Raw genomic sequence first — 17,342 nt, forward strand, 5'->3', positions numbered from 1 at the left:
GTCTGCGGCGTGGGATAGGTTGGAGGGCATGAACGACCGGGGCGCACCGAAGACCGTGCACGTGCGGGCTCCCGGCAAGATCAACGTGTTCCTCAAGGTCGGCGCGGTGATGCCCGACGGGTACCACGACGTCGCCACCGCCTACCAGGCCGTCTCGCTCTACGAAGACGTCTTCGCCAGCCCGGCGAGCGACTTCTCGGTCGTCTTCGAGGGCGGCCACATCGACACCTCGGGCCTCGAGACCGACGGCTCTAACCTCGCGATCCGGGCGGCGCGCCTGCTCGCCCGGCGCGCGGGCTACCGCGAGGGCGTCTCGCTGCGCATCTCGAAGAACGTGCCGATCGCGGGCGGCATGGGCGGCGGGTCGGCGGATGCTGCGGCCGCCCTCCTGGCCTGTGACACGCTCTGGGGCACCGACCTCGGGCGCGACGAGCTGCTCGCGCTGGCGTCCGAGCTCGGTGCCGACGTGCCCTTCGCCCTCGCCGGAGGCACGGCCATCGGCACCGGACGCGGCGACCAGCTCAGCCCCGCGCTCGCCAAGGGTCAGTTCCAGTGGGTGCTCGTGCTGCCCGAGCACGGCGTCTCGACGCCCGAGGTCTACCGCGAGCTCGACCGGCACCGCGAGCGTCACGCGCAGGACATCTTCCCGGCCCAGGGCCAGCCGACGGTCGACGCCGACGTGCTGCAGGCGCTGAGGGCCGGCGACCCGCACATGCTCGCGGAGTCGCTGAGCAACGACCTCCAAGCGCCGGCGCTGCACCTCAGCCCGGGCCTCGCCTCGGTGCTCGAGGTGGGAGAGCAGAACGGCGCCCTCGCGGGCATCGTCTCGGGTTCGGGCCCCACGATCGCGTTCCTGGCGGCCGACCTCGACGGCGCCCTCGAACTGCAGATCGCGCTCAGCGCGGCCCGCCACCACGTCGTGCGCGTCACGGGCCCGGTCGCGGGCGCCCGCGTCGTCGCGGACTAGCGCCGCTCGCCCCGCTCGCGTCGCCCGTCGCCCGTCGCCCGCGCGAACGGTGCCGGTGGCTGTGAGTCGCGCCAAATCGCCGCCATTTGCCGCGACTCGCCTCAAATCGCGACCTTCTGCCGCGACTCGCCGCCGTGCCGCGCATGGTCGAGGCGAGGCGAGGCGAGGCGAGGCCGGGCCCCGGGGGCGGCGGGCGTCAGAGGGCGAGCAGCGCCTTCACGGGGGCCGCGGTCGCGGCGGCGAGCGCCGCGCGGCCGCCGAGCGCCTCGAGCTCGAGCACGACGGCGACGCCCACGACGTTCCACCCCGCCCGCTCCATCAGCCGGATCGTCGCCGCCAGCGTCCCGCCCGTCGCCAGCACGTCGTCCACGATCACCACGCGCGCCCCCACCGGCAGCGTCGACGGATGCACCTCGAGGCTCGCCGACCCGTACTCCAGCGCGTAGCTCTCGTTCAGCACCTCGCCCGGCAGCTTGCCGGCCTTCCGCACCGCGAGCATCCCGTGCCCTGTCGCGACGGCGGCCGCCGCACCCAGCACGAATCCCCGCGCCTCGACCCCGGCCACCGCGTCGAGAGGACCGAAGCCCTCCACGAGCGCCGCCGCCACCGTTCGCAGCCCGTCCGCGTCGGCGAACAGCCCCGACAAGTCGCGGAACAGGATCCCCTCCGACGGGAAGTCCGGCGTCTCGGTCATGCCCGAGCGGATGGCCTCCACCACAGCGGGCGAGACCGCGGCGGGGGAGACGGGGGCGGCGGATGCGTTCTGATCGGGCATCCGTCAATCGTAGAGCCCGTCGCTAGAGTGTGCCCATGCGCAGAGTGTTCGGGGTGATCAGGGTCGTGGCCGCCGGCGTGATCATCGCCGCCATCGTCGGCCAGCTGGTGTACAGCCTCGACGTGGTGCCCGACGTCGCGCACTTCCTGGTGAACTTCTTCAGCTACTTCACGATCCTCTCGAACGCCCTCGCCGCGATCGCGCTGCTCGTCGGCGCGTACTTCTCGTTCACCGTGCGCCGCGACCCGGCCTGGTTCAACCTCTCGCTCGCCGCGATCGTGACCTACATGGCGACGACCGGCGTCGTCTACAACTTCCTGCTCCGCAGCATCACGCTCGAGCAGGGGCGCACCCTCGCCTGGTCGAACGAGGTGCTGCACCTGATCGCGCCGATCTACATCGTGCTGGTCTGGATCCTCTCGCCCGGCAAGTCGCCGCTGCGCTGGAGCGCCCTCTGGGCGATCGTCGCGTTCCCGATCGCCTGGGCGGTCTACACGATGATCCGCGGGCCGCTCGTCGGCTGGTACCCGTACCCGTTCCTCGACCCCTCGCAGCCCGGCGGCTACGGCGCGGTCGCGGTCTACGTGCTCGGCATCGCGGGGTTCATCGGCCTGATGGGTTGTGCGGTCGTCGGCCTGAGCCGCACCCGTCTGCTGAAGGGCTAAGGCCGTGGTGACCTACGCCGACCCGGGTCTCGTCGCCTTCGACGCGCCCATCGTGCGCAACACCGATGTGGCGAACAGCACGGCTTGGGTGGAGTTTCCGCTCGACGTGCGCGAGCTGTTCGGAGTCGCCGGCCGCGTGCCGGTCACCGCGACGATCGACGGCCTGCCCTACCGTGGCTCGCTCCAGCGGATGGGCGGTGAACGCTCCCTGCTGCCCGTGCTCCGCGAGACGCGGGAAGCGCTCGGCAAGGGGGCGGGCGACGTCGTGCACGTCGAGCTCCGGCTCGACACGGCCGCCCGAACCGTCGACGTCCCGGCCGACGTGGCCGCGGCCCTCGCCGAGGCGGGACTCACGGACATCTTCGAGGCTCTGAGCTACAGCCGCCGCCGCGAGTTCGTGCAGTGGATCGAGTCCGCGAAGCGCGACGCCACCCGCAGCACCCGCATCTCGTCGCTGCTCCGGATGCTCGTCGGCGGTGAGCGCCTGAAGTGACCTCCCGGCTGCCGGCTGAGTGGAAAGTACTCAGTCGGCAGGGGCCGTGTTCGGCGCTACCGTATCGGCATCCGGACGACGCCGTCGCGCCGCCCCGGCGATCCGAAAGGCACCACCATGGGAACCCTCCCACCCCGCCCGCGCCCGGCCAAGCCCTGACGCCAGGCCCGGCGGTCGTCCGCCGGGCGACCGTCAGGCCCAGCGCGGGTCGTCGATGTCGGGGGAGTCGACTCCGTCGGCGTCGGTGAGCACCCGCGCGTCGCCGATCCAGGTGTCGAGGGCTGCCCCGTGCAGCACGAACGGCTTCTCGTCCCCGAAGAGCTCCGGATGCGCGGCCACCGCCACGGCCCCACCGCTCGCCAGCACCACCACGTTGCCGAGCGGCCCCTCCGCGTCGTCGGGGTCGAAGTCGGTGACCACGGCCACGTCGGCGAACACCTCCCGGAGGGTCGCCGCCTGCGCCCGCGCGTACTCGAACGGATGCCCGTCCAGCAAGTTCACCGCCACAAGCCCTTCGGGAGCCGACCGCGCCGCCATGAGGCGGTAGAACTCGAGGCTCGCGACGTGGGCGCGGATGGTCGCGGCATCCCAGAGATCCACGACGGTCACCTCGGCGCCCTGCCACGAACGTTCCAGCCCGGAGCCCGCCTCGGCGAGAGCACGCGCATCTCCGTAGGCGACTGCGATGTCGGCGTTCTCGGGCAGCGGCAGCGCGGCGAGCACCGCCTCGCAGAGCTCCGGCTCGAACTCCACCACGAGCTGCGGCGAGCCGGGACGCGTCACCGCCACGTACCGGGGCAGCGCCATCGCGCCCGCCCCCAGGTGCACGGCGAGGACGGGAGCGCCGGGCGCCGCGACCGCGTCGATCGCCCGGGCGATGTGCTGCACGTAGGGCCAGGCGAGCAGCCGCGCATCCGTCAACGACACCACCGACTGCGCCACGCCGTCGACGCTCAGCTCGTAGCTCTCGCTCGCGCGGTTCACCCGCTTCAGGGTGGCCTTGCGCCCGTCGAAGGAGAAGGAGAACCGGCGGCGATCGGCGAGCATCCGCCCAGCATAGGCGTGCACCCGCGCACCCTGGGCGAGGGGAGCCGAGGCTGGGCCGGGCTCCCATCCGCGCCCTGTACCCTCGACAGGTGGCTCATCTCCTGGGCGCTGAGGCGCTCCATCTCGAATATCCCACCCGAGTCATCTTCGATTCCGTCACCGCCGGCATCAACGAGGGCGACCGCATCGGCATCGTGGGGCGCAACGGCGACGGCAAGTCGACCCTGCTCTCCCTGCTCTCGGGGCGCATCGAACCCGACAGCGGCCGCGTCACCCGCCGCCGCGGCGTGACCCTCGGAATGCTCGACCAGGCCGACACCGTCGACTCCTCGCTCACCGTGGCCCAGGCCGTCGTCGGCGACCTCGACGAACACGTCTGGGCGGGCGACCCGAAGGTGCGCGACGTCATCGGAGGCCTGCTCGGTGACATCGACTGGGAGGCCGTCATCGGCACCCTCTCGGGCGGACAGCGCCGCCGCGTCGCGCTCGCGGCCCTGCTCGTCGGCGACTGGGACGTCGTGTTCCTCGACGAGCCCACCAACCACCTCGACGTCGAGGGCATCGCCTGGCTCGCCGAGCACCTGAAGCGCCGCTGGCCGGCCTCGAGCGGCGGCCTCGCGGTCGTGACGCACGACAGGTGGTTCCTCGACGAGGTCTCCAACCAGACCTGGGAGGTGCACGACCGCATCATCGAGCCCTTCGAGGGCGGTTACGCGGCCTACATCCTCCAGCGCGTCGAGCGCGACCGGATGGCCAGCGCCACGGAGTCCAAGCGCCAGAACCTGATGAAGAAGGAGCTGGCGTGGCTGCGCCGCGGGGCCCCGGCCCGCACCGCGAAGCCCAAGTTCCGCATCGATGCGGCCGAGGCCCTGATCGCCGACGAGCCGCCCATCCGCGACACGGTCTCCCTCACCCAGATGGCCACCGCCCGCCTCGGCAAGGACGTCGTCGACGTGCTCGACGTCAGCGTCTCCTTCGGCGACAAGAAGGTGCTGGAGGGCGTCGAGTGGCGCATCGCCCCGGGCGAGCGCACGGGCATCCTGGGCGTGAACGGCGCGGGCAAGTCGACGCTGCTCGGCCTCGTGACCGGCGCCGTGAAGCCCACCAGCGGAACCGTCAAGCGCGGCAAGACCGTCAAGATCGCCACCCTCACGCAGCAGCTCGCCGAGCTCGAGGAAGTGATGAAGGACCGGGTCAGCGAGGTCATCGGCCGCTACCGCACCTCGTACGTCGCGGGCGGCAAAGAACTCACGCCCGGTCAGCTGCTCGAGCGCCTCGGCTTCACGAGCGCCCAGCTGTCGACCCCCGTGAAAGACCTGTCGGGTGGGCAGAAGCGCCGGCTGCAGCTGCTGCTGATCCTGCTCGACGAGCCGAACGTGCTCATCCTCGACGAGCCGACCAACGACCTCGACACCGACATGCTCGCCGCCCTCGAGGACCTGCTCGACTCCTTCCCGGGCACCCTGCTCGTCGTCTCGCACGACCGGTACCTGCTCGAGCGCGTCACCGACCAGCAGTACGCCGTGCTGAACGGCCGCTTCCGCCACCTGCCGGGTGGCCTCGAGCAGTACCTCACCCTCCGCAAGGCCGGCGAGGGGTCGCTCGAGGTGGGCACGAAAGCGACGGATGCGGGGCACAAGTCGTCCGGACCGGCACTCGCGGGCGCCGAGCTCCGCGCCGCCGAGAAGGAGCGGTCGTCGCTCGAGCGCAAGATCGAGAAGCAGACGCAGCAGATCGACAAGCTGCAGCACCGCCTCGCGGAGCACGACCAGTCCGACTACGTCGGCCTCGGCTCGCTGACGGCCGAGGTTCGGGCGGCCGAGGCGCAGATCGCTGCGCACGAGACGCGGTGGCTGGAGCTCTCCGAGCTCCTCGACGACTGACGGCGTTGGTCTGTAGACCCAGCCATGTCCATCGTGGGTAAGCGCGTCAGCGCGCGGCAGCCGTGTGTGCTGCCGCGCGCTTCGCGCTTGCCCTCGAAAAACGGTGGCTGGCTATGCGGCGGGTCGGCGGATGGTGCGTCGACGGGTAATCGGGATCGGCTTCTGCTCCGTGTCGACCTACCTCGGCGGAATCAGATGGGGCACCCCGTCGTGCATGGGCAATTCTCACGGCGATTTCTGCAGGTGTGAGTGGTGGAAGTCGCAGAGAAGGACGCCGTTGTCCATGTCGGTTCTTCCGGGCAGATGATCATCCGAAACCCACTCGTTCGCGGGAGAGCTGATGAACGCTCGAATGTGTGTATGGGTTCAGGCGCTCAGGCCATGTCCAGCGACAGCCGCCTGAGGAGCGCCGCCAGGCGCTCCTGGTCGGCCTTCGTGAGGCCCGCGAGCAGCTCGGTCTCGGCCGCGACGAGGTGCGAGATGGCGCCGTCGACGCGGTCGCGGCCCTCGCCGGTCATCCGCACCCGCACCCCGCGGCCGTCGTTCGGGTCGGTTCGCCGTTCGACGAGCCCGCGCCTGACCATGCCGTCGATGCGGTTCGTCATCGTGCCGCTCGAGACGTAGGTCTGCTCGAGCAGCGCCTTCGGGCTGAGTTCGTGCGGACTGCCCGCGCGGCGGAGGGCGGCGAGCACGTCGAACTCCCACGACTCCAGGTCGACGGTGGCGAACGAGGCACGACGGGTCTTCTCGAGCTGCTTCGCGAGCCGGGAGACCCGGGAGAGGATCTTCAGCGGCGAGAAATCGAGGTCGGGATGCTCGCGCATCCACGCGTCGACGATCTCGTCGACGGTGTCCCGGGTCGGCCTGCTGCTCATCCCCTCATTATCCCCAAGCCGCGCCCGGCGTGACGTGGCGTGTCTGGCAGACTGGACTACTGCACCGGGGGAGACCGCGGTGGTCCGCCTTGGTGTAATGGCAGCACGACAGCCTTTGGAGCTGTTAGGTCTGGGTTCGAATCCCGGAGGCGGAGCGCGTCGGCCCAGTGTCCGACTGCACTGCGACGAAGGAGACCCTGAAGATGCCCGACCAGAACCTCGCCATCATCGTCCTCGCGGCAGGCCAGGGCACCCGCATGAAGTCGTCCCTCCCGAAGATCCTGCACGAGATCGCAGGCGTGCCCCTGATCGGCCACGTGCTCGCCACCGCTGGCCAGCTCGACGCCGCCCACACGCTCACGGTCGTGCGCCACGAGCGCGACCGCGTCGTCGAGGTCATCGAGGACCACTTCCCGTCGGCCATCGTCGTCGAGCAGGACGAGGTGCCGGGCACCGGCCGCGCGGTCGAGCAGGCCGTTCAGGCGCTGCCCGCGGGCTTCGACGGCGACGTGCTGGTGGTCAGCGGCGACGTGCCGCTCCTCGACGCCGACACCCTCACGGGGCTGCTGGCCGAGCACCGCCGGACGGGCGCGGGGGCGACCCTGCTGAGCGCCCAGCTCGACGACCCCACCGGCTACGGCCGGATCGTCCGCAGCGCCGACGGGATGCTCGACCGCATCGTCGAGCAGAAGGACGCCACCGACTCCGAACGCGCCCTCCGCGAGATCAACGCCGGCGTCTACGTCTTCGGCCTCGCCCAGCTGCGCGACATGCTGGCCCAGGTCACCACGGCCAACGCGCAGGGCGAGAAGTACCTCACCGACGTCGTCGGGCTCCTGCGCCGCGCAGGCTCCGACGTGGCCGCGGTCACCGTTGCCGAGCCCTGGATCGTGGCGGGCGTGAACGACCGCGCGCAGCTGTCCGAGGCGGCCGCGAAGCTGAACGCGCTGATCGTGCGGGGCTGGCAGCTCGCGGGCGTCACCGTGATCGACCCGGCGACGACGTGGATCGACCTGAAGGCGAGCCTCGCCGAGGATGTGACCGTGCATCCGGGAACCCAGGTCAAGGGAGCCACCAGCGTCGCCCGTGGCGCCGAGATCGGCCCCGACACCACCCTCGTCGACTGCGAGGTGGGCGAGGGCGCGGTCGTGAAGCGCGCCGACGCGACGCTGAGCGTGATCGGAGCGGGCGCATCCGTCGGACCGTTCGCCTACCTGCGGCCGAACACCGTCCTCGACGCCGGCGGCAAGATCGGCACGTTCGTCGAGACCAAGAACTCGCACATCGGGCAGGGCTCGAAGGTGCCGCACCTGTCGTACATCGGCGACACCGAGGTGGGCGTCGAGTCGAACGTGGGCGCCGGCACGATCACCGCGAACTACGACGGCGTGAACAAGAGCCGCACCCAGGTCGGGTCGCACGTGCGCACCGGGTCGCACAACGTCTTCGTCGCCCCGGTTAGGATTGGGGACGGCGCCTACACGGGTGCCGGAACGGTCGTCCGCAAGGACGTGCCGGCCGGCTCGCTCGCGATAAACGTGGCGCCTCAGAGGAACATGGCCGGCTGGGTCGAGCAGAACCGGGCGGGCACGGCGGCGGCGCAAGCGGCGGCCCGGGCCCACGACGGCGACGGCGAGACCACGACGCAGACCCCAACGCGAACGAGCGGAGAATAGGTGTCCGGAATCAAGGCCAGCGGAGAGAAGTCCCTCCTCGTCGTCTCAGGGCGAGCTCATCCGCAACTGGCTGTGGACATCGCGGCCGAACTCGACACCACCCTCGTCGACACCGAGGCCCGCACCTTCGCCAACGGCGAGCTCTACATCCGCTACGGCGAGAGCGTGCGAGGGGCGGATGCGTTCGTCATCCAGTCGCACACGGCTCCGATCAACGAGTGGCTGATGGAGCAGCTCATCATGGTCGACGCGTTGAAGCGGGCATCCGCCAAGCGCATCACCGTGGTCGCGCCGTTCTACCCCTACGCCCGCCAGGACAAGAAGGGCCGTGGTCGCGAGCCCATCTCGGCCCGTCTCGTCGCCGACCTGTTCAAGGCCGCCGGCGCCGACCGAATCATGTCGGTCGACCTGCACGCCGCTCAGATCCAGGGTTTCTTCGACGGCCCCGTCGACCACCTCTTCGCCATGCCCGTGCTGATGGAGCACATGCGCAAGGTGCTCGACCCCGCGACCCTCACGGTCGTCAGCCCCGACATGGGCCGCGTGCGCGTCGCCGACATCTGGAGCGACAAGCTCGGCGTGCCGCTCGCGATCATCCACAAGCGCCGCGACCCGCGCGTTCCGAACCAGGTCAGCGTGCACGAGATCGTGGGCGACGTGGCCGGCCGCGTCTGCCTGCTGGTCGACGACCTGATCGACACCGGCCGCACCATCGTGGCCGCCGCCGAGGCACTGAAGGCCAACGGCGCCACCGGTGTCGTCGTCGCGGCGACGCACGCCGTGTTCAGCGACCCGGCCTCGACCATCCTGCAGTCGGAGTTCATCGACCAGGTCGTCGTCACCGACACCCTGCCGATCCCGGTCGAGAAGCACTGGGACAGGCTGACCATCCTGCCGATCGCCCCGCTGATCGCGCGGGCCATCAGCGAGGTGTTCTCCGACGGCTCGGTCACCACGATGTTCGACGGCGACGCCTGAGCCCTCGGCCGGGCTTAAACTGAAGCCATGAGCATCGCCTCGATCGACACCTACACGCCCGCCGCGGGCTCCGTCACCATGTTCTCCACCGGCTGGTGCGGGTACTGCAGGCGCTTGAAGAGCCAGCTCGACGCGCAGGGCATCGCCTACACCGAGGTGAACATCGAGGAGGTCGACGGCACGGCCGAGCTGGTCGCCTCGGTGAACGGCGGCAACCAGACGGTGCCGACGCTGATCTTCCCCGACGGCTCGACGGCCACCAACCCGTCGGCGCGCGAGGTGTCCGAGCGCATTGGCTGATCGCACACCCTGGTCGCTCTCGGGCGCCCTGCGGGGCATGTTCCAGAAGCGCACCATCGACGACGAGACCTGGGACGACCTCGAGACCGCCCTCCTCAAGGCCGACTTCGGCCCCACGGTCACCGAGCAGGTCGTCGACGAGCTGCGCGCCAACGTGCAGCGCTACAACACCACCGACCCTCGTGATCTGCAGCGGATGCTCCGCGAGACCATGGAGGAACGCCTCTCCAAGTACGACCCGACCCTGAAGCTCACCGAACGTCCGGCCGTCGTGCTCGTGGTCGGCGTCAACGGCGTCGGCAAGACCACCACCATCGGCAAGTTCGCGCGGTTCCTCAAGACCTACCAGCGCACCGTCGTGGTCGGAGCAGCGGACACCTTCCGCGCCGCCGCCGTCGAGCAGCTCGCGACCTGGGCCGAGCGTGCCGGGGCCGACATCGTCCGCCCGCAGCATGAGGGGCAAGATCCCGCCTCGGTCGCCTTCCAGACCATCGAGAAGGCCAAGGCGAACGGTACCGAGATCGTCATCATCGACACCGCGGGCCGGCTGCAGACCAAGGGCGGTCTGATGGATGAGCTCGGCAAGATCCGCCGCGTCATCGAGAAGCAGGCGCCGGTCTCCGAGGTGCTGCTGGTGCTCGACGCGACCACGGGCCAGAACGGTCTCGCCCAGGCCGACGCGTTCATCCAGCACGCGGGCGTCACCGGCCTCGTCATCACGAAGCTCGACGGCTCGGCGAAGGCCGGCTTCGTGCTGGCCGTGCAGGAGAAGACGGGCATCCCGATCAAGCTGATCGGCCAGGGCGAGGGCATCAACGACCTCACGGGCTTCACGCCCCACGTCTTCGCGCAGAACCTCGTCGGCTAGCGCCCCGATGGTTTTTGCGAGCTAGCCATTCCTGGCTGAGATGATATAACCTCAGCTATGGAATGTTGGAAGTCAGTCGCGAGAATGGTCGCGGGGGTTCTCGCAGCGGTCTTCGGAGTCGGGGTTTGGGCATCGGCGGGGCCGGCGTCGGCCGACTCAGCGACACCGACCGTCTCGTTCCGTGTCGAGGCATCCGTCGAGCCAGGTGGCGACGAGTTCCACGAGCTCGCCGTCGACAGGACCACCCGGCGGGTCTTCACGTTGGATGTCAGGAACAGCTCGGTCCAGATCTACCAGCTCGGGTCGAGCGGGCTCTTGGATGTCGGGGAGATCCGCATCCGCGGGATCGGGACCGGCCCGACGATGTTGGCCGTCAACGAGTTCGAGCACGAGGTCTACCTGATCTCGCGAGGTGCGAGCGAGGACGAGCTGCTCGTCGTCGATGTCGATCCGGCGTCCGCCACGACCGGCACGATCACGTCGCGCTGGAGCGCTCGGGGCCGATCCTTCGACGTCGGTGTCGATCCGTCGACGCATCGTGTCGCCCTCCTGAACTCCGGCTCCCCTCAGGTCGTGGTCATCGACCTGGACGACGGTGCGCGTCAGGAGGTCGATCTCGGGACGCAGGTCGAGTCCCTCGTCGTCGATCCCGCTTCCCACGTGGTCTACGCGCCGAGCTCCACGAGTTCCTCGGTGCTGGCCGTGCGCCCCGACGGATCGTTCACCTCGTCTCCGCTTCCGCACCGTCCAGCTGCCCTGGCGGTGGGCGGCGGACGGGTCGTCGTCGCCACCGAGGGGCCCGCCATGCGACTCGAGGTGTACGACGCGGCGACACTTCAGCTGCTGGCCTCGTCGAAGCCGCTCAGGGACGCCCCGGCGGACATGATCGTCGACGCGGAGAGGCAGGCCATCTTCGCCGGCTATGGAGGCCTGGCTTCCGGGGGCGTCGAAGCCTTCCGGCTGGGCGACGCGATGGCTCTGGGGGCCAGCGAGGCGAGTTCGTTCGGCGATCTGGAATTCGCCGGGCCTGCCGGAGAGCTGATCGCCATGAGGAACGGTCTGACCCCGAAGATCACAGTGCTCCAGGCAAACTTCGATCCGCTGCCGAGGGTGGACCGGATCGGGGGCGCGGATCGCTTCGCCGTGGCCGCGGCCGTGTCGCGGGACACGTTCGTAGCGGCCCCGGTGGCGTATGTGGCGTCGGGCGAGGTGTTCGCCGACGCATTGAGCGGGGCGGCGGCTGCCGGGTTGCAGGGTGGGCCGGTGCTCCTGGTGACGCGGGACGGGGTGCCCGCGGCGACGGTGGAGGAGCTGCGGCGGCTGCGGCCAGGGCGGATCGTGGTGCTGGGCGGGCCCGCCGCGGTGAGCGACGTGGTGGAGAAGGCGTTGGGGGAGTTCGGGACGGTGTCGCGGATCGGCGGGCCGGACCGGTTCGCGGTGTCTGCGGCGGTCTCGGCGAAGGAATTCCCCGACGGGGCCACGTATGCGTATCTGGCGTCGGGGGAGACGTTCCCGGATGCGCTGTCGGCATCGCCGTTGGCGGGGCGGGAGAAGGGGCCGATGCTGCTGACCCAGAAAGGTGCGTTGCCGTCCGCGGTAGCGGCGGAGATCGGGCGGTTGAAGGCGCAGTACGTGTACGTGCTCGGCGGCGAGCAGGCGGTGAGCGCCGCGGTGGTCGCAGAGGTGACGAAGCAGGCCGCTGTCATCCGAATCGACGGGCCGGACCGGTTCGCGGTGTCGGCCGCGGCGTCGGCGCGGTCATTCCGGCCGCACACGTACACGGTGTACGTGGCGTCGGGGCAGGCGTTCCCGGATGCGCTGGCGGGTGGCCCTGCTGCGATTATCGGCGGGTCGCCGGTGCTGCTGGTGACCAAGGACGGCATCCCGGCGCCTGTCGCGGCCGAGTTGAAGCGGTTGGCGCCGTATCGGATCGTGCTGCTAGGCGGTCCCAACGCGGTCTCGGAGACGGTGAAGTCCCAGCTCGAGAGCTACCTGCCCGATTGAGACGCGCGAAAGCGGCGTTCACTGGAAGAGCGGCGGATCGATCCTCCCATTCAGGCGGGGTGGCGGGCGAGGAAGGCCTCGATCGCCGGGAGGGCGCCCGGGTGGCGGGGCGTGTCGGCGTGGGTGGCGCCGTCGAGGATCGTGAGCTCGGCCGCGGGGAGGGCCGTCTGCACGTGCTCGGCCGCGCGGAGGCGGGGGCGGTCTCGGGTGCCGGCCAGCAGGAGAGGGGCATCGGGAAGCGGGCGATGGTCTCGTCGGGGACGGTCGCCTGGCTCTCGGTCTCGCGCATGTAGGCCGCGAGGGCCGGGGCGTCGTTGGCGAGGAAGGCCGTGCGGGTGATCGGGTCGACCGGGCTGCCGGTGGCGCGCTGCCACTCGGCGAGGAAGCCCTCCATGCCGCCGCGCTCGAGGGCGTCGATCGAGCCCTCGAAGAAGACGCGGTCGAAGGTTCCCGCGCCGGTGCCCGGGGCGCCCGCCACGCTGACGAAGCTCGCCAGACGCTCGGGATGGGCGGCGGCGAGCGAGAAGCCGACGCGCGCACCGAGGGAGTAGCCGAGGTAGTGCACCCGGGCGATGCCGAGGGCGTCGAGTACCGCGACCACGTCGTCGACGAAGCGACCCATGTCGTAGGCCGCGGGCTCGTGCGGCTTGTCGCTGCGCCCGTGCCCGCGGAGGTCGAGGGTGACGACGGGGCGCGTGGGCGCGAACGCCTTCAGGTAGCCGAAGCCGCGCCAGATCGCCTGCGACAGCGCCGTGCCGTGCACGAGCACGATCGGCAGGGCGGCGGGTCCGCCGACGGCCGACGGATGCGCGGCGGTCGGCGCCTGGTGCCGGTAGGCGATGCGGGCGCCGTCATGGGGATTGGTCGCGAACTCCACCCCTCCACGCTACCCGCCGAAATCGTCCCGAGCGGCCTCCCTCAGGCGAAGCGGGACGCCACCTCGAGCAGCACCTCCTCGCGACCGGCGTAGATGCCCGACTCCCGGGGCCAGTGGCTCACCACGTCGGTGAACCCGAGTGACGCGGCTCGCCCCGACAGCTCCTCGAAGGCGTCGACGCTCTCGAGGGAGTACGTTCCGCCGCTGTCGAGCGAGAGGTGACGCGAGAGGGAGGACGACGAGCGCCCCGCGGCCGACAGTGCGTCGTCGAGCCGCGCGCACTGCTCCGCCACCGCGTCCCACCACGCCTGGCCGGTAGCGCCGTCGCGCCCTGTCGTCACCCAGCCCTGCCCGTACCGCGCCACGAGCGCGAGCCCCTTCGGCCCGTTGCCACCGATCAGGAACGGCATGCGCGGCGTCTGCGACGGGGACCCGACCATCCGCGCATCCTGAGCCGTGTAGAACGACCCCGACGCCGAGACGCCGCCCGAGCCGGGCGCCTCGAACCGCAGCAGCTCGTCCAGCAGCGCCACGAACCCCGCGAATCGGTCGTGCCGCGCCCGCGGCGGCAGCACCTCGGTGCCGAGCACGGTGGCGTCGAAACCCGTGCCTCCCGAGCCGAGGCCCACGGTCATCCGCCCGCCCGACAGCTCGTCGAGAGCGGCCAGCTCCTTCGCGAACGGCACGGGGTGCCGGTAGTTGGGCGACGCCACGAAGGTGCCGAGCCGGATGCGCGACGTCACGAGCGCGGCCGCGGCCAGTGTCGGCACCGTGGCACCCCACGGCTCGTCGGCGAGCGACCGCCACGAGAGGTGGTCGTAGGTGTAGGCGCTGTCGAAGCCCAGCTCCTCCGCGAGCTGCCAGCGGCGCCGCATCTCGGGCCACGGGTACTGGGGCAGGATGACGATGGAGTGGCGCATGCGTCCACTCAAGCAGAGGCCCCCGACAACGGGAAGCGGGCGGGCTCAGCCCCGCCGCGCATCCGCCTCGTCGAGCGACAGATCCTCGGCCAGCTCCGCCCGCGGCCTGACCGCCTGGAACGACCCGGTCGCGGTGACGGCCCCGGCCATCCGGTCACCGTCGCCGTAGACCAGCTGCAGCCGCGCCCCGAGCCCGTGCCCGATGCGACGGATGCGCGCCCGGCGGTACACCGCCAGCCACAGCACCCCGGCGGCGAAGGCCACGAACCCCGCGACGGCCGCTACCCCGAGCCCCCACCGGGGCCCGAGCGTGTTGGCGACGGCGCCGATCAGCGGCGCCCCGATCGGCGTGCCGCCCATCAGGATCGCCATGTACAGCGCCATCACCCGCCCGCGCATGAGCGGATCGGTGCTCGTCTGCACGGTGCCGTTGGCGGTCGTGATCATCACCTGCCCGGCGAACCCGATCAGCACGATGGCCGCCGCGAAGGTCACGAGCGAGGGCGCCAGCGCCGCGGCCAGTGCCGCCACCGCGAACAGTCCGCATGACAGGAACACCAGTCGCACCCGCGGCTTGTCACGACTCGCCGAGAGCAGCGCCCCCGCCACCGATCCGACGGCCATCACCGAGGTCAGGATGCCGAAGCCCGCCGAGTCCAGGCCGAAGGTGACGGTCGCCATGGTCGAGGTGAAGATCTGGTAGTTGAAGCCGAAGGTGCCCATGATGAACACCACTGCGAACACGATCAGCAGGTCGGGCCGGCGGCGCACGTAGCGGAAGCCCTCGAGCAGCTGCCCCTTCGCCCGCGGTGCGCGCGGCTGCTGCACCAGCCGGTCGCGCCGGATCGCGACGAGCGACGCCAGTACCGCCGCGAACGTGACGGCGTTCAGGAGGAACACCCAACCCGCCCCGATGCCGGCGACGAGCAGCCCCGCGACGGCCGGCCCGATGGTGCGGGCCGCGTTGAACGAGGCCGAGTTGAGCGCGACCGCGTTGCCGAGGTTCGGCCCGGCGACGAGGTCGGAGACGAAGGTCTGCCGCACCGGGGCGTCGACCGCGGCGGCGACGCCGAGCAGCAGGGCGAAGAGGTAGACGATCCAGAGCTGGGCGAGCCCGGCCAGCACGATGACGCCGAGTCCCGCGCCGAGGAGGCCCATGGCGAGCTGCGTGACCATCAGGGTGCGGCGCCGGTCGAGCCGGTCGGCGATCAGCCCGGAGAAAGGCACGAGCAGCAGCTGGGGGAGAAACTGCAGCGCGGTGGTGATGCCGAGCGCCACCGCGTCGTGGTCGCTCAGCTCGGTGAGGACGATCCAGTCCTGGGCGGTGCGCTGCATCCAGGTGCCGACATTGGAGACGAGGGCCCCCGCGAACCAGATGCGGTAGTCGATGCTGGCGAGGCTGCGGAACATCGCGCTCATCCGTGCACCCCCTTCGACCGACCAACTGGTTATTTTACGTTAACCAGTTGCGAACAGCATGAGAACCCGGCGGAGCGCCGGACCCTACCCCCGCAGCCTTGGAGGCGCCTCACTGCTCGCCCGTCCGCAACCTCTTCTTCACCTGCCGGATGCCGCTCGGACACGGCCGGCCCGGAATGTTGGCGTCGCCCGACCCGAAAAGAGAAGACCCCGCGATGACGACCCCGTATTTCGTGTTCTCCACCCTCCACTCCGACAATTCCGCGACGATGCAGTCGTGGGTCCGCTTCCGCACCCACATCCAGTCCGTGCATCCGATCGTCGCCAGGCCCGACGCCGGGGTGCTGCCCACCTCGCCCGCCGGGTCGAAGCCGGCCGCCTCGGGCATCGCCAGCTACTGGCGCCTGCTCGCCTCGAACAACCGGGAAGTCGCGCGCAGCTACTTCCTGTACTCCAGCTTCACCCGCGCGCGGGTGCACGTCGAGCAGCTGCTCGATGCTCCGGATGCGCTGTCCATCGTCACCCTGATGGGCGCCGACATCCGCACCCACGGCTGGTACGCCACGCTCGACGGCGTGCCGGTGATGACGTGCAGCCGCTGGTACGGCGGCAGCTCGGCGGCCTACGACGCCGCCCGGGCGACGGTCAAGGCACTCGGCACCGCGGTGATCGTCGACGGCACGCGACGCCCGGCGATGATCCCGGCCGGTGCGGTGAGCGGCCGGGAGTCATGAGGGGCGGGATCGCCGCGTGGTCGGTGGTGGGGGCCTTCGTCGTGCTCTCGGCGGTGGCCGTCGTGGGGGTGGCGGCGCACGCCGACGGAACCAGCCGGCCCGCCACCGCGGATGCCGTCCTGGACCTGCCTGGCGCGGCGCGCCCGGCGGCTGCGGACACGCCCTCCGCCCTGCCCTCCGAGCCTTTCACCGGGAGCGACGCCGCCCCCACTGGCGCGGGCGTCACCGGCACCGGCCCCGCCGGCAGCGACCCCGCCGGCAGCGACCCCGCCAGCACCGACCCCGCCACCTCCAGCCTCACCGCCCTGGTCGACCCCGCCTGGGCGGCCGCCGTCGCGTCGCGCACCGCAGCGCCCTCGCGGGCGCTGCTCGCCTACGCCGGGGCCTCCCTGCGCCTCGGCGCCGAGCAGCCCGGCTGCCGCCTGGGCTGGACCACCCTCGCGGCCATCGGCGCCGTCGAGTCCGACCACGGCCGCCACGGCGGTTCGGCGCTCGGCGCAGACGGCACCGCCCGCCCGCCCATCATCGGCGTCGCCCTCGACGGCGGTGCCTTCGCGGCGATCTCCGACAGCGACGACGGCGCGGTCGACGGCGACCCGGCCTGGGATCGCGCCGTCGGCCCGTTCCAGTTCATCCCGGCAACCTGGCGGCAGTGGGGAGCCGACGGCGACGGTGACGGCGACGCCGATCCGCAGAGCATCGACGACGCCGCGCTCGCCGCGGGGCGCTACCTCTGCGCCTACGGCGACCTGGCCGACCCGTCGAGCTGGCGCACCGCCGTGTTCGCCTACAACCACGACGAGAGCTACGTCGATTCGATCGCGGTCGCAGCGAACGCGCTCGCCGTCTCGGCCGGCTGAC

16 protein-coding genes, 1 tRNA gene and 1 pseudogene are annotated in these 17,342 nt (G+C 71.2%); 12 read left to right on the forward strand and 6 right to left on the reverse strand.

The features are described 5' to 3' along the window. The first annotated feature begins 28 nt into the window (after positions 1 to 28). Positions 29 to 967 carry a 4-(cytidine 5'-diphospho)-2-C-methyl-D-erythritol kinase gene (locus HQQ85_RS17170; protein ID WP_173183707.1) on the forward strand — a complete coding sequence of 313 codons (939 nt, stop codon included), beginning with the start codon at positions 29 to 31 and terminating at the stop codon, positions 965 to 967. Between the two features lie 196 nt (positions 968 to 1,163). Here the strand turns inward: HQQ85_RS17170 and HQQ85_RS17175 are convergent, their stop codons facing one another. After that, positions 1,164 to 1,742: an adenine phosphoribosyltransferase gene (locus HQQ85_RS17175; RefSeq protein WP_173183708.1), complete on the reverse strand. Its 579-nt coding sequence runs from the start codon at positions 1,740 to 1,742 to the stop codon at positions 1,164 to 1,166. 35 nt (positions 1,743 to 1,777) lie between these two features. Here HQQ85_RS17175 and HQQ85_RS17180 point away from each other — a divergent pair, with 35 nt between their 5' ends. Next, on the forward strand, positions 1,778 to 2,407 hold the full coding sequence (locus HQQ85_RS17180) for a Pr6Pr family membrane protein (protein WP_173183709.1): 630 nt from the start codon (positions 1,778 to 1,780) through the stop codon (positions 2,405 to 2,407). A gap of 4 nt (positions 2,408 to 2,411) precedes the next feature. Beyond that, positions 2,412 to 2,900, forward strand: a complete 489-nt coding sequence (locus HQQ85_RS21395) for a YdeI/OmpD-associated family protein (RefSeq protein ID WP_173183710.1) — start codon at positions 2,412 to 2,414, stop codon at positions 2,898 to 2,900. A gap of 192 nt (positions 2,901 to 3,092) precedes the next feature. On the opposite strand, the gene HQQ85_RS17190 is transcribed toward HQQ85_RS21395, so the two are convergent. Further along, entirely contained in the window at positions 3,093 to 3,968 is an 876-nt protein-coding gene (locus tag HQQ85_RS17190) for a fused MFS/spermidine synthase (protein ID WP_173183711.1), read from the reverse strand. Positions 3,969 to 4,036: 68 nt separating this feature from the next. Between HQQ85_RS17190 and HQQ85_RS17195 the strand changes: the two genes are divergently transcribed. Beyond that, the gene (locus HQQ85_RS17195; RefSeq protein ID WP_173183712.1) at positions 4,037 to 5,830 is read left to right on the forward strand and encodes an ABC-F family ATP-binding cassette domain-containing protein; all 1,794 of its coding nucleotides are present in this window, start codon (positions 4,037 to 4,039) and stop codon (positions 5,828 to 5,830) included. A 374-nt stretch (positions 5,831 to 6,204) separates the two neighbouring features. Here HQQ85_RS17195 and HQQ85_RS17200 read toward each other — a convergent pair whose 3' ends face one another. Further along, positions 6,205 to 6,705: a MarR family winged helix-turn-helix transcriptional regulator gene (locus tag HQQ85_RS17200; protein ID WP_173183713.1), complete on the reverse strand. Its 501-nt coding sequence runs from the start codon at positions 6,703 to 6,705 to the stop codon at positions 6,205 to 6,207. Positions 6,706 to 6,788: 83 nt separating this feature from the next. Here HQQ85_RS17200 and HQQ85_RS17205 point away from each other — a divergent pair. The 6 genes from HQQ85_RS17205 (at position 6,789) to HQQ85_RS17230 (ending at position 12,531) form a co-directional block, all read left to right on the forward strand. Beyond that, positions 6,789 to 6,860, forward strand: a tRNA-Gln gene (locus HQQ85_RS17205). Positions 6,861 to 6,908: 48 nt separating this feature from the next. Continuing rightward, complete coding sequence (gene glmU / locus HQQ85_RS17210) at positions 6,909 to 8,381, forward strand: bifunctional UDP-N-acetylglucosamine diphosphorylase/glucosamine-1-phosphate N-acetyltransferase GlmU (protein ID WP_173183714.1); 1,473 nt, start codon at positions 6,909 to 6,911, stop codon at positions 8,379 to 8,381. Further along, a complete protein-coding gene (locus HQQ85_RS17215; protein WP_173183715.1) occupies positions 8,382 to 9,359 on the forward strand; it encodes a ribose-phosphate diphosphokinase in 978 nt (325 codons plus the stop codon). A 27-nt stretch (positions 9,360 to 9,386) separates the two neighbouring features. After that, the gene (locus tag HQQ85_RS17220) at positions 9,387 to 9,659 is read left to right on the forward strand and encodes a mycoredoxin (RefSeq protein ID WP_173183716.1); all 273 of its coding nucleotides are present in this window, start codon (positions 9,387 to 9,389) and stop codon (positions 9,657 to 9,659) included. Further along, on the forward strand, positions 9,652 to 10,527 hold the full coding sequence (gene ftsY / locus HQQ85_RS17225) for a signal recognition particle-docking protein FtsY (protein WP_173183717.1): 876 nt from the start codon (positions 9,652 to 9,654) through the stop codon (positions 10,525 to 10,527). The genes HQQ85_RS17220 and ftsY overlap by 8 nt, the downstream gene beginning before the upstream one ends. Before the next feature lie 84 nt (positions 10,528 to 10,611). Beyond that, the gene (locus tag HQQ85_RS17230; RefSeq protein WP_173183718.1) at positions 10,612 to 12,531 is read left to right on the forward strand and encodes a cell wall-binding repeat-containing protein; all 1,920 of its coding nucleotides are present in this window, start codon (positions 10,612 to 10,614) and stop codon (positions 12,529 to 12,531) included. A gap of 328 nt (positions 12,532 to 12,859) precedes the next feature. On the opposite strand, the pseudogene HQQ85_RS21185 reads toward HQQ85_RS17230, so the two are convergent. From HQQ85_RS21185 to HQQ85_RS17245, 3 genes and pseudogenes are all read right to left on the reverse strand, one after another. Then, positions 12,860 to 13,408: pseudogene (locus HQQ85_RS21185) on the reverse strand (alpha/beta fold hydrolase); the annotation flags it as partial. 41 nt (positions 13,409 to 13,449) lie between these two features. Next, on the reverse strand, positions 13,450 to 14,328 hold the full coding sequence (locus HQQ85_RS17240) for an LLM class flavin-dependent oxidoreductase (RefSeq protein ID WP_173183719.1): 879 nt from the start codon (positions 14,326 to 14,328) through the stop codon (positions 13,450 to 13,452). A gap of 45 nt (positions 14,329 to 14,373) precedes the next feature. Further along, on the reverse strand, positions 14,374 to 15,747 hold the full coding sequence (locus HQQ85_RS17245) for an MFS transporter (protein WP_173183720.1): 1,374 nt from the start codon (positions 15,745 to 15,747) through the stop codon (positions 14,374 to 14,376). Between the two features lie 215 nt (positions 15,748 to 15,962). On the opposite strand from HQQ85_RS17245, the gene HQQ85_RS17250 reads away from it, so the two are divergent. Together HQQ85_RS17250 and HQQ85_RS17255 are read left to right on the forward strand one after the other, a co-directional pair. Continuing rightward, a complete protein-coding gene (locus tag HQQ85_RS17250; protein ID WP_173183721.1) occupies positions 15,963 to 16,481 on the forward strand; it encodes a hypothetical protein in 519 nt (172 codons plus the stop codon). After that, entirely contained in the window at positions 16,478 to 17,341 is an 864-nt protein-coding gene (locus HQQ85_RS17255) for a lytic murein transglycosylase (RefSeq protein ID WP_173183722.1), read from the forward strand. The genes HQQ85_RS17250 and HQQ85_RS17255 overlap by 4 nt, the downstream gene beginning before the upstream one ends. The last annotated feature ends 1 nt before the right edge of the window (position 17,342 follow it).

It is taken from the genome of Herbiconiux sp. VKM Ac-2851 (genome assembly GCF_013205105.1).
Lineage (GTDB): Bacteria > Actinomycetota > Actinomycetes > Actinomycetales > Microbacteriaceae > Herbiconiux > Herbiconiux flava.